The organism is Streptomyces sp. NPDC001093, from assembly GCF_040298985.1.
GTDB lineage: Bacteria > Actinomycetota > Actinomycetes > Streptomycetales > Streptomycetaceae > Streptomyces.
This window is the reverse complement of the sequence record NZ_JBEPBF010000073.1, coordinates 16,298-28,398: the sequence shown is the minus strand read 5'-3', so window position 1 is coordinate 28,398 and position 12,101 is coordinate 16,298. Positions and strand designations below refer to the sequence as shown.

Annotated in this window: 9 protein-coding genes; 2 read left to right on the top strand and 7 right to left on the bottom strand. The window is 71.3% G+C overall.

All coding sequences use genetic code 11. The features are described 5' to 3' along the window. Positions 1 to 265 precede the first annotated feature (265 nt). From ABT288_RS29980 to ABT288_RS29955, 6 genes are all read right to left on the bottom strand, one after another. Positions 266 to 661: a DUF6009 family protein gene (locus ABT288_RS29980; protein WP_351614165.1), complete on the bottom strand. Its 396-nt coding sequence runs from the start codon at positions 659 to 661 to the stop codon at positions 266 to 268. Continuing rightward, positions 658 to 2,220 (bottom strand): DNA primase family protein, encoded by a 1,563-nt coding sequence (locus ABT288_RS29975; protein ID WP_450863515.1) that lies wholly within the window; start codon positions 2,218 to 2,220, stop codon positions 658 to 660. The genes ABT288_RS29980 and ABT288_RS29975 overlap by 4 nt, the downstream gene beginning before the upstream one ends. Further along, on the bottom strand, positions 2,217 to 3,329 hold the full coding sequence (locus ABT288_RS29970; protein ID WP_351614163.1) for a bifunctional DNA primase/polymerase: 1,113 nt from the start codon (positions 3,327 to 3,329) through the stop codon (positions 2,217 to 2,219). The genes ABT288_RS29975 and ABT288_RS29970 overlap by 4 nt, the downstream gene beginning before the upstream one ends. Positions 3,330 to 3,986: 657 nt before the next feature. Beyond that, positions 3,987 to 4,367, bottom strand: coding sequence for a DUF6009 family protein (locus ABT288_RS29965; RefSeq protein ID WP_351614160.1), 381 nt, complete (start codon positions 4,365 to 4,367; stop codon positions 3,987 to 3,989). A gap of 214 nt (positions 4,368 to 4,581) precedes the next feature. Next, positions 4,582 to 6,123 (bottom strand): DNA primase family protein, encoded by a 1,542-nt coding sequence (locus ABT288_RS29960; RefSeq protein ID WP_351614158.1) that lies wholly within the window; start codon positions 6,121 to 6,123, stop codon positions 4,582 to 4,584. Next, positions 6,120 to 7,139 carry a bifunctional DNA primase/polymerase gene (locus ABT288_RS29955; RefSeq protein ID WP_351614155.1) on the bottom strand — a complete coding sequence of 340 codons (1,020 nt, stop codon included), beginning with the start codon at positions 7,137 to 7,139 and terminating at the stop codon, positions 6,120 to 6,122. Before ABT288_RS29955 ends, ABT288_RS29960 begins: the two co-directional genes overlap by 4 nt. Positions 7,140 to 7,950: 811 nt before the next feature. On the opposite strand from ABT288_RS29955, the gene tap reads away from it, so the two are divergent. Continuing rightward, positions 7,951 to 10,161 (top strand): telomere-associated protein Tap, encoded by a 2,211-nt coding sequence (gene tap, locus ABT288_RS29950; RefSeq protein WP_351614152.1) that lies wholly within the window; start codon positions 7,951 to 7,953, stop codon positions 10,159 to 10,161. A gap of 6 nt (positions 10,162 to 10,167) precedes the next feature. Further along, complete coding sequence (gene tpg, locus ABT288_RS29945) at positions 10,168 to 10,722, top strand: telomere-protecting terminal protein Tpg (RefSeq protein WP_351614150.1); 555 nt, start codon at positions 10,168 to 10,170, stop codon at positions 10,720 to 10,722. Between the two features lie 148 nt (positions 10,723 to 10,870). Here tpg and ABT288_RS29940 read toward each other — a convergent pair whose 3' ends face one another. Continuing rightward, the gene (locus tag ABT288_RS29940) at positions 10,871 to 12,097 is read right to left on the bottom strand and encodes a ParB/RepB/Spo0J family partition protein (RefSeq protein ID WP_502972858.1); all 1,227 of its coding nucleotides are present in this window, start codon (positions 12,095 to 12,097) and stop codon (positions 10,871 to 10,873) included. Between the last annotated feature and the right edge of the window lie 4 nt (positions 12,098 to 12,101).

Genomic DNA, 12,101 nt, shown 5'->3' with positions numbered 1-12,101 from the left:
GTCTGCGCGACGCGAGCACCGCAACACGCAGACAGCGGCACCAGGCCACACCGGCCGCTCACGCGCCCGTGCGTGTGACAGCCGTACGGCACCCTCCCCCGGCTCCATGGACGTGACACCCATGAGCGGCCCTCCCCCGTTCCACTCACCGTGACAGTCGGTCCGCACAGCCCTCACGGCTGCCCGGACCGGCTGTCCCTCAGCATCTCGTCGGCGCAAGGCCGTCCGGCGTTCGCCTGCTGGAAGCGACCACACGCCGAGCCGGCTACGTCGACAGCGATGCCCCCGGCAGGGGCGACGACACCGCCCCGCCCTCCGACCGCTCCGTCTTGCGCCCCTTGCTGCCCGGCGCCAGTGTGCGCGGATCGACGGCCTCGGCGGGCGCCCCGGTGGCGTACAACCCGTCAGGAACGGTGTCCCGGTCGTGCGGCAGCAGCCAGAACACCCGTCGGCGGAAGGTCCCGGACGAACGGGACGGCTTGGCCTGCGGCCCGAGCAGCGCATAGCCGACCATACGGCCGTCGCGGTGGTAGGCGGGCTTGCCCCGGCGGCTCGGCAGCCGGTCCAGACTCTGACGGACGTAGTCCAGCCCGCTGGTGTCCTCCAGCCAGACGAGGCCGACTTCGTGGACGATCTCGTCCTCGGCTATGAGGGCACTCATGCTGTCTCCTCGTCGGCGGCCAAACCGATGCCCGGGTAGTACTTGCGCTGGTTGGACAGGATCATCTCCTTCGGAGACGCCAGTCCCACCACCTCCCGGACCCGTGCGGCGAAGGACCGGGACGAGACGGCCGGCGCTCCCTCATTCTGACACCATGTCTTGTAGGCCGCGTAGAGACCGGCCTGTTCCGCCCTCAGACCCGGCTCGCGGCGGCAGGACTCGCCGAGGAAGCGCCCGATGTGGTCCTCGGTCTCCGCGTACGCCGTGGTGGCGATGCGCACCGCCTCCGGGCCCAGCAGATCCTTCTCCCCGCTCAGGTAGCGCCGTGCCCCGGCGACGAGCCAGTTGAGGATGCCCGCCCCCTCCTCGGTGACGAGGATGTCCGCCAGGTTGTCGACCTTCCGGTGGTCCGGCACGACCCGCTCGAACGGGATCAGCCGCATCCGCCGCCAGAACGCGAAACCGCCCGTCCCCACCTCGGGCCGGTGGTTGCCCAGCAGCCACAGTTTGTGGGTCGGCTGGAAGCTGAAGAAGTCCTGCCGCATCCGCCGTGCCTTGATGCGGTCGCCGCCGGTCAGCAGCTTCACGCGGGCCTCGTCGAACCGGTCCCCCGGCTTGACCTCGCTGCACACGATGACCCGGCGCCCGTGCAGCTCGGCCAGGTCGGTGGGGTGTCCCTCGTAGGGCCGGGCCATGAGGAACCCGGGCGGCGCGGCGTCCGCGTAGTCGCCGACGAGCTTCATCACCACGTCCAGCAGCACCGACTTGCCGTTCTTGCCGGAGCCGAACAGGAAGGGCATCACCTGGGCGCCGACGTCGCCGGTGATGGAGTAGCCCAGCAGCAGGTGCAGGAAGTCGATCATCTCCGCGCCCTCGGGTCCCTGCCCGAAGGTGTCGGCGAGGAACTGGTCCCAGCGCGGCGTCGGCATCGGCTCGGGCGTCGCCGTGGTGGAGCGGGAGTGGAAGTCCTTGTTCGGGTCCGGCACGCGCTTGAGCCCGGTCCGCAGGTCGACGATGCCGCCGGGCGTGCACAGCGCGTACGGATCGGCGTCCAGCAGCGCCGCGTTGAGCACCATGCCGGGGGCGGACTTGGCCTGGGTGAGCATCGCGTTCATCCCGCTGGTGCTCAGCGCGCGCCGGCGGTGCTGCTGCAGGGCGGTCGTGCTGTGCACCCCCCGCGGGTCGTTGGTGGCGAGGGACTCCGCCAGGTCGCCTGCGGCCCACAGCACGGTGTCGTCCTCGTCGATCTGCCAGCGGGTGCTGTCCCACCGGAACCAGCCGAGCCCCGGCACGTGCCGGTAGTCGTTGGCGTACAGGCTGACGAAGAGCTTGGCGTTGCCACGGTCGCTGAGGGTGTCGGGCAGCAGCCCGTCGGCGGTGGCCTCACCGGCGGCCCTGGGGCCGCCCAGGTCCTTCGTACGGGCCTGGGAGACGCTCTGGGCCTCCGTACATGCCTCGGGGACGCTCTGGGCCTCCGTACGCGCCTGAGGGACCCTCTGGGCCAGGATCTGCGCGGCGACCGAACCGGCGTCGAAGAGGGCGTTGTCGTGGCCCGTCACAAGCGGCCTCCCGGGGCCAGCGGACGGGTACGGCCCGCGCTCAGCCCGCCGCGGATGACGGCACCGTAGCGCCGCTCCTGCCCGGGCCGGGCCTGCGCGGCCGCCTCCCGCAGGACCCGCTCGGCGGCGTCGGCGTCCAGCAGGCCGGCGGCGACGAGCCCGCCCGCGGTGTACGCCGCCCGGTTGAGCTTCTCGGTGAACCCCGCTCCCTCCGGGACGGCACCACAGGCAGCCACCTCGGCCACCAGAGACGCCAGCACCCGGTCCGCGGCTCCGCCGCCGCCTCCGGCAGCCAGGACGGCCTGCCGGGCCCGTGGCGGCACCGGCCGGGGCGCGGGCAGGTGCGCGGGCGGCAGATGGCCGGTGCGCTCCAGTTCCCGGGCGAGCCAGCCCGGCAGCGGGGCGGGCTCACGTGCCGCGCCCAGGGCCTCGTAGGTACCGGCCGCCGTCGCGGTGCCCGGGGCGACGATGTACCCGCCGTGCGCACGTACGTCGACCTGCCAGGCCAGCGCCCGGCCGCCGCCCGAACCGGAGGAGCACTGCCAGCGGTGCCCTCCTAACGCCCGGTACCACACGTGCAGCCCGCCGGAGGGCGTGCGCACCCGCAGGGTCGTCTCGTCGTCGGCGGGAGAGGTCGCACCGCGCAGCGCGGCCAGCACCCCGATGGTGTGGAACCCGTTGGCGAGCCCGGTCAGGTCCACGGTCTCGGCGATGTCGATGCCGGGCAGCAGGCGGTCGCGTCCGGGCAACTGCCGGGCGTGGGCATCGATGTCGACGACGACCAGCCCTGCGGGCCCGCAGGCGATCCCGACCCCGAACTCCGGATGGGCCCCCCACCACTGCTGGATCCGGGCGAAGTCCAGCGTGGCGGCCCGGAATCCGTGGCACCAGCGCCCGGCAGCAGGACAGCTGCATCCCCGGTAGGTGTGCCCGGGCTCACGGCAGACCGCGCAGTTGCCCGCGGGCGTCTTGCGTCCCGGGGCCAGCGGATGGACCGGCCAGCCGCGGCCGGCACACCACCGGGCGATGGCCAAGGACTGCGAGGCGCCCGCTCCTGCAGCAGCGGGCCGCCGTGAGTCGCTGCGCAAAGCCCGCAGCTCATCGGTCATGTGTTTCCCCCGTCAGCGACCGAAGCGACTCAAGGATAGGAACACACTAGCGAAGCGCTGACAAAGGCGGGGCCAAGTGAACGAAGAAGCCATTCCGCATCCCGGGTGCGGCAGCGACCCAAGACCGGCCCACAGCGACCGAAGCTCTTCGGTCGCTGCTTCGGTCGCTGCTTCAGTCGCTGTCAAAACCGCAGGTCAAGGGCCAAATACCCCCCAATTAGCGACTCAAGCGACTCAAAATCCCTGCATATAACGCCTTCACGCGCACACGCGCACACACGCGCACACGCGAATGTCTCCATATACCCGGAACTTGAGTCGCTTCAGTCGCTTTTCGGCCCCCAACAGGCCTCTGACCTGGCCTTTCACCCAGCTACCGAGCAGCGACCCAACAGCGACCCAACCCTCGTTCAGTCGCTGTTCTTCAGTCGCTGCTCCCCTGTCGCCGTTCTTGGGTCGCTGCACCCGAAGCGACCCAAGCGACTCAAGCGACTCTGGACCGAACCTGGATGACCGTTTCTTCACCGGGCTGTTCACCCGGCACCAGCGACCGAAGCGACCGACCGAAGCGACTCAGCGGCCGGACCGCCCGCTCAGCCGTCGCGCCGCTCGCCCGGGCAGGTCCTCGGGCCCTCGGCGCAGCCTCCGCGCCGCGGTTCAGGACGCGGCGGCTATGGCGGACGGCCCGCGCTGCGACCGGGGCGTCTTGCTCCCGGGCTTCCTGGGCTCGATGGTGCGCGGGTCCACGGCCTCACCGGGCGCCCCTTCCCGGTACAGCCCCTCGGGAAGGCTGTCCCGGTCGTGGGGAAGCAGGAAGAACACCCGCCGCCGGTACAGCCCGCTGTCGGGATCGGCCTCCGCTCCGTCGTCGAGAACGGCGTAACCGACCATGCGCCCGTCCCGGGCGTACGGCGGCTTGGTGTTGCGGCGTTTGGTCTTGTCCAGCGCCTGGCGTACGTAGTCGAGGCCGTCCAGGGGCTCCAGCCACACCACCTCGGCTTCGTGGATGAGGTCGCTCTCGTTCAGAAGCGAGCTCATGGCTCCAGCCCCTCCTTCATCGACCGGCCCCCGGCAGCGGGCCCGGCCTGGCGTGTGTGCGTCGTGTGGTGGTCCGCGTCCCGGTGGGCGGGGCGGGAGAGAGCCGCGGGAACGGCCGTTCGCCCTCCATCGTAGGAGGGCCCCTGCTCGGGGCGGAGATGCCGCCGTACGGCCCGCGGACGGGGCTCTACGGCCTGCGGGCGGGACGGGGCGCTCATTCGGACCCCGTGAGGGCGATCCCCGGGTAGTACTTGCGGCCGTTGGACTTGATCATGGCGGCGGGAGAGGTGAGGCCGAGTTCCTGCCGGACACGTGTGGCGAAGGCCCGCGGACTGGCCGGCCGGATGCCCTCGCCCGCGGTGCACCACCCCTGGTAGGCGCTGAAGAGCAGGCCCTGCTCCACCCGCAGCTCGGCCGGGCTGGCGGTCTCCCGGATGCAGCATTCGCTCAGGAAACGCCCGATGTGGTCCTCGGTCTGCGCGTACTCCGTGGTCGCCACCCGCACCCGGTCGGGCCCGTCGAGTGGATCCCGGGTGGCCAGGTAGTGGCGTGCGCCCTCGACGAGCCAGTTGAGGATGCCGGGGCCCTCGTCACGGACCAGCTCGAAGGCGAGGTTGTCGATGCGCCGCTCGGCGGGCACGATCCGGGTGAACGGGATCAGCCGGATGCGCCGCCAGAACGCGAACCCGCCCGTCGACACCTCGGGCCGGTGGTTGCCCAGCAGCCACAGATGGTGGGTGGGCGTGAACGAGAAGTAGTCCTGCCGCATCCGCCTGGCCTTGATCTTGTCGCCACCGGTCAGGAGCCGCACACGGGCCTCGTCGAACTTGTCGTTGGGCTTCAGCTCGCTGCACACCACCAGGCGCCGGCCGTGCAGTTCCGTCAGTTCGGTGGAGTGCTCGGAGAAGGCACCACGGTCCATCAGAAAGCCCGGGGGCGCGGCGTCCGCGTAGTCCCCCAGGATCTGGATCATGGTGTCGAGCAGCACGGACTTGCCGTTCTTGCCCTCGCCGTGCAGGAAGGGCAGGACCTGGGCGCCGACGTCGCCGGTGATGGAGTAACCCAGCAGCAGGTGCAGGAAGCCGATCGTCTCCCGGCCCTCGGCGTCGTCGCCGAAGGTGTCGGCCAGGAAGCGTTCCCACCGGGGAGTGGGCATCCGCTGCGGCGCGACACTGGTGGCACGGGAGTGGAAGTCCCGTCGCGGATCGGGCTTGTTCAGCTGACCGGTGCGCAGATCGACCACACCGGCCGGAGTGCACAGCGTGTACGGGTCCCCGTCCAGGGTGTCGGGATCGACCGACAGATCCGGGGCGGCCTTCGCCTGGGTGAGCAGCGCTTTTATGCCCGTCGTGGACAGCGTCCGCCGTTTGTGGGTGGCCAGTTCACGGTCGCCGTACCGCCCGAGCGGGTCGGTGTCCGGCAGGTCCTCGGCCATCTCCCCCGCCGCCCACAGGGCCGCCTTCTCGCCGCCCGTGCGCTTCCAGCGGTAGCCGTCCCAGGCGAACCACCCCAGCCCCTCGACATGCCGGAACCGGTCACGGTACAGCTGCACGAACAGCCGGGCGTTGCCGCGGTCGCTCAAGTGCGGCGGCAGCAGCACCGGCTCCTGCCGCGCGCTGTCCGGCGGCGAGAAGACCTGGGGCGGGGCGACCTGCGCGGGCAGGACGGCGGTGACCGGCTCGTTCTCCTGCAGCTCGAGCATCTGCTGAGCGGCAGCCTGGGGATCGAACCGCGGCGTGCTCTCGGCGCTGCTCATGTACGTCCTTCGAGGTGGAATGGGCGCGCGCCCCCTGCGGCGAGCCCGTCATCGATGATCTTCTCGTTACGGCGTTCCTGCCGGGGACGCGCCCGGTGTGCCGCGGCCAGCAACTCCTCGCGTATCTCCGCGTGCTCCAGGTGCCCGGCGGCCACGAGCCCACCGGCCGTGTAGGCGGCCCGGTTGAGTTTCTCGGTGAACCCGGTGCCCTCCGGCGCGGTTCCGCAGTGCACGACCTCCTCCACCAACGGTGCGAGCACCCGCCGGGCGGGCGCGCCGCGACCCCTGCGGCGGGTGGCACCACTTCCGGCGGGCGGCTGCGGCGGAGCGGGAGCGATCAGATGCCCGGTGCGCACCAACTCGGCGTGCAGCCAGGCGGGCAGCGGCGCCGGCGTCCGGGCGGGACCCTCCACCTCGTACGTGCCCTGAGCGGTACGTGTGCTGGGCGCGACGATGTACCCGCCGTGCGCCCGCACGTCGACCTGCCAGGCCATCGCCACCTTCGGACTGGACCCCGTCGAGCAGCGAAACCGCGTGCCGGGCGCGCAGGCCCGGTACCAGATGTGCAGGCCGCCCGACGGGGTCCGCACCCGCAGTGTGCCCTCGTCCCGGGCCGGGTCGGGCTGCCCGCGGAAGGCCGCCAGCAGCGCCAGCGTGTCGAAACCCGAGGCGAGACCGGCCAGATCGACGGTCTCGTGGATGGGAATGCCGGGCAGCAGCCGGCTGCGGTCCGGCACCGGGGCCGGATGGGCATCGACATCGATGACGACGAGCCCCGCGGGGCCGCAGGCGACGCCGACACCGGCCGCAGGACTCCGCCCCCACCAGGCGTCGATGCGCTCCTGATCGGTCGTCGCGGCATGAAAGCCATGGCAGGCCCGGCCCTCGGCCGGGCACGGGCACGACCGCGGGTCATGGCTCCGGTCCCTGCAGGCCGGACAGTTCGCGGCAGGCGTCTTGCGCCCCGGTGCGAGCGGATGCACCGGCCAGCCCTGCAGGGCACACCAGCGGGCCACGGCATGCGGTGTCGCCTGCCTGGCCTGCGGGGCAGGCGCGTGGGTCTCACCCGGGCACGGCACGTGGATCGTCCTCGTCGCTGTCGTTCTCGGTCCCTGCACGGGGGCAAAACACCAGGCGAGGCAGGGGCGTGAGGCGTTTTGAGGGACCGAAGGGACCGTCTTTCGCACAGAGTGTAGGGCCGCCCCGCCCCAGGGCGGCGTAGCTCCCTCCCGTGTGCCGTCGTATCGGACTGTTCGGTCCCTTGAGTCCCTGCGGGAGGCGCGACGACCCACGGACTCCTCAGAAGAAGCCGGTTTATCGCATTTTCTGAGTGACCGAAGGGACTTTCGAGCCAAGTTCGAGCGAAGCGCCAGCGCGAGGTCGCCCCACGGACCAGGGACTGAAGACCGCCCCTTGCCAGAGTCCCTTCGGACCCTTGAGTCCCTTCCAGGAAAAACCCAGGTCAGCGCGGCCTTCTCACCCCCGGCAGGGACTGAAGGGACTGAAAGTGCCCAGTTATGAGCTGAACTAGCTTTATTGATCTTGTGGTTTTCGTGCATGCGCACGCGCGTACGAACCCCCTCTGAGTTCACGTCATAATGGCGGAGTTGAGTCCCTACAGTCCCTGAATGGCGCCACGAAACCTCTCTGACCAGGCAAAACGCTCCAGGGACCCAAGCCCCTCCGGGCCCTGCACCTTCAGTCCCTGATCCCTCGGTCCCTGCGGGTTCAGCCCCTCCCCCGCTGACAGTCGTGTGCGATCCGCAAGCGATTCGGTGGGCGATCCAGAGAGCGGCGGGGATAGGGTGTGAGCTGGAGGTGAGCTCCGTGCCCACTCAGGACGAGCTGTTCAGCGCGGTCGACGCGCTGCTCGAGGAAGTCGCCCAGAACGACCTGCCGTCGCCCGCCGAGCGCAGGCGCCTGCGCGAGGCCGCAGGGCTGAGCCAGACCCAGGTCGCGGCCGCACTGGCGACCCGCCGGGAGACGGTCGCGAGCTGGGAGTCGGGCAGGAACGAGCCCCGCCCGCCCCAACGGGCCGCCTACGCCCGCTTCCTGGAAAAGCTGGCCGAACGTTTCCCGGCCCCGGCCCTCCCGCCCCAGGAGACGTCCACCACTCCCCCACCCCCGGCCCCTCCCCTCCCGGAGCCCGCAACCTCCGTTCCCCTCCAGCCGGAACCACAGCCCGAGGTCGCGCCCGAGAAACCCCGGCCGGCCGGAGCACGGCCCCCGGCCGCCCCCCGGCCGAAGACCGCACCGAGGAAGCCCCCCGGGACACCGGCCCCCTCCGGGACCACGGCCGAGGCCACGGCTCCCCGCTTCGAGAACGGCCCCCTCGCCGTCGTCGACCTCGAGGGCGAGCAGGTGGTGGCCTACTGCGTGGGCGGCCTGGTCCTCGACGTACCCGCCAAGAGCATCCCGGCCCTGGTGGACTGGACCCTGACCGAAGCCAGGCTCGGCCAGGCCCGGCTGCACCGGCACGGCCGTGACGCCGACCCCGTCCTGGTCCTCACCCCCGCCGCCCTGGAGCGCTACGGCCTGCCCGTCACCCTCTCCCCGGAGGAACGGCGCGCCGGACGGCTGAAGGACACTCACAGAGTCGTCAAGCAGGTCAAGAAGGCAGAACTGCAGCTGACCCAGCTCGGCTTCGGACCGTGGGCGCGCCTCTACCGCGACCCCGAGGGCGCCCGCCGCCGCTGCGTACAGCTGTGCATCCCGTCCTGGGGCGCGTTGCCCGTGGAGGAGTGGGATGACAAGAACGACCCCCGCCTGCCGGGCATGCCGGCCGCCGACCTCGCACGGTTCCTCGGCACCTACGCGGAACGGGTGATGACCCCGCGCGGCACCACGGCGGTCACCGGCCTGGAGCTGATGACAGCGCTGCGCCCGCCGACCCGAGCGGAGAAGGACCCGGAGACCGGAGAGTTCAAGCAGGCTTTCAACGCCGACGCCCTCACCGAGGTGTACGACGTCGTCGAGTGCGAGGTCCCGGACGAGCACCCGCTGCTCAAGGGCAGGTTCGCCCGCCACCACCAGCGGACCCCGGCCGAGATGCTGCTGGAGGAACCGTACGACTGGTGCCGGGAGCTCACCGACGACGAGTGCATGCAGCCGTACCTCGTCGCCATCGACGTCAACATGGCGTTCGCGGCGGCCGCCAACGGTCTCACCGTCGGGCTGAACGGACCGACCCACCTCACCGGCAACCCGAGCTTCGACCCCTCGCTGCCCGGCTCGTGGCTGGTGGACCTCTCCCACGTCGACCTCTCCCGGGTGGAAGTGGGCGGCCGCACCCTGGACGCCGACCGGCTCCCGTCGCCGTTCACGCCGAGGGGCGACCGGCCGGAGGGCCCGGCCTGGTACGCCACGCCGACCGTGGCGTACGCGCGGGAACTCGGCTTCGAGGTCACACCGATCGAGGCCTACGTCCGCACCCGGACCGGCCGCTATCTGGACCCCTGGTACAAGCGGCTGCGCGACGCCTACATCGCCACCATGGCCGACCTCGGGGTGAGCACCGCCATGGACGGTGAGGAGTTCCTGCACGCCATGGCCCGCTCCCGGCACGCCGATCCGACGCTGGCCCTGGTGCTCAAGGCCATCAAGGCGACGGCCAAGGGCGGCATCGGCAAACTGCGCCAGCGCAACCGGGGCCAGGTGCCGTACTACGAGCCGTGGCCGGCGCTCGCCCGCCCGACCTGGCGCCCCGACATCCGGGCGGCCGTCCTGGCGACGGTCCGGGTCAGCATGCACCGCAAGATCATGAAGACGGCGGCCGCCACCGGCCTCTATCCCGTGGCCATCGGCACCGACGCCCTCGTCTACCCCTCCCCCGGCCCCAGCCCGCTGGACTTCCTGCCGTACACCCCTGAAGGCAAGCCCGTGCCGGGCACGTTCCGGCTGGGCGTGAGCCCCGGCATGATCAAGCACCAGGGCACACAGACCGTGCTGTGGGCGGAGGAACAGTTCGAGGAGCACGGCGGTGTGTTCAACATCGCCAACCACATCAAGAACGACGGCACCGCCGCCGAAGGGGAGTAGCCGGCCATGGACTCGGTAGGGGACAGCCTGGACCGCGCGCTGGAGCAGGCGTTCACCCGCCCCATCCCCAAGAGCGCCCCGGCCCGGATGCGATACCTCGTCAAGCAGCTCAAGGGCACCAGGCGGGTTGCCGAACTGCTCGGCATCTCCCAGCGCACCGTGGAACGCTATGTGACCGGCCAGTTGAAACACCCCCGTCCGGAGCTCGCCGCCCGCCTGGAGCGCGAGGTGCGCCACCGCTGGCAGCCGCAGGTCCGGGCGCGGGCCAAGCAGAAGGCCGTCAGCACCGACGGCCTGGTCTTCGCCACCCGGGCCAGATTCGGCTTCACCGCCGCCCCGGGCACCACCGACGACGCCCGCATCCGCGACATCACCCAAGCTCTGCCGCCCCGCTGGGCCGAGCGGCTCTTCGCGGCCCGGGACGCCGGAGCCACCGAGGACCAGCTTCTGCAGATCGCGGCGGAGGGCCTGGGAGAGATGTACTTCCGGGCCGACAACACCCGAGCCCAGGGCCTGGACGTGGAGTTCACCGACGTCGATCAGATCGACATCTCCCTGTAGCGCCGCTGCGGCTCGCGGCGGTCGACCTATTACGCCGTAATAGGGGTGGGCGGCGGGGCCGAGCTATTACGGCGTAATAGCGGTGGACGACGTCAGCGGACGGGCCGGCCCCCGAGGGAGCCGGCCCATCCGCTGGTCGACGTGGAGATCAGTCGCCCGGTACGGCGGCCTGCTCGGCGAGGGACCGCGCCAGCTCGGCCAGCCGGGCAGGATTCCGCTCCAGCCCCTTCTTGCCCAGGAACCGGAGCAGGTCGAAGAAGATGTCGTCGCTGTCGATGTTCCGGTCCAGGAGCATGGCGAGGATCCCGGGCTCGTTGTACGGCACCCGGCGCGGATGAGCGCCGGTCGAGGCATCCGCCTGCGGGCTGGTGACGGACGCCTCCGTCCGCGGCTCCGGCACGGGCTGCTGCACCTCTGCGTCACCGGCGGTCGGTGCCGACGAGACACCCGAGACACCCGAGACATCCGAGGCCGCTGAGGCCCCCGAGGCCGCCGCATCCGGCTCGGCATCCCCTATTACGCCGTAATAGCCGTCGGCCGTCCCGGCCTGCCGGCCCGATCCGGTAGCACCGGTCCGTTCCACCTGACCGGTCACCGCAGGCGCGCTCGGCTCGCCGCCCCCTATTACGCCGTAATAGCCCTCCGGCTCCTCCGGCTGCTGCCGGGCGGTGACTGCCGGTGCCTCGCTCTCGCCCGCCGTCTTCCGGCCGCGCTTGTCCTCCTCCTTCCGGGCCCGCTCGTCCTTGAGTTCCCGGAGCGCCGCCTCCTGCTCCGCGGCCGGCTTGTTGGCCACCGCACGCAGCAGATCGATGGGCTCGTCACCGATACGGCGCTGCAGTTCGGGAGTCAGATTGAGCAGCGCCAGGCGCTGCGACACCCAGCCCTGGGAACGGTGGAGCCGCTTGGACAGCGCGGTCTGGCTGCCGTGGATGGCCAGCAGCCGCCGCAGGGCCCGGGCCTCGTCGAGCTCCCCCAGGTCGCTGCGGTGGATGTTGGCGACGAGGGCGGACTCGAGGAGTTCCTCGGAGTTGGTGCCCTGGTCGTCGCTGACCATCACCTTGACGGCGGGCAGTTTCGCCTCGCGGGCAGCGGCGAGGCGGCTGCTGCCGTCGATGACCACGTGGGTGGTGTCGGGTTCGAGGTCGGCTTCACGCTCGGGGTTGACCTTGATGTAGGCATCGCGGTTCATCACCGTGATCGCCTGCTTCTGGCCGTGCGTCTTCAGGCTGCCCGCCAGATCGGTGAGGTCACCGAGACGGGAGCGGGGGTTGTCGGGGTTGAGGCTGATGCGGTGCGGCGGAAGCTCGGTGGGCGGGGCGACGCCCTCGGTGGGGACCCCGGTGGCGGCGGCCACGGCCTGGCGACGCGCGCTCACGGGG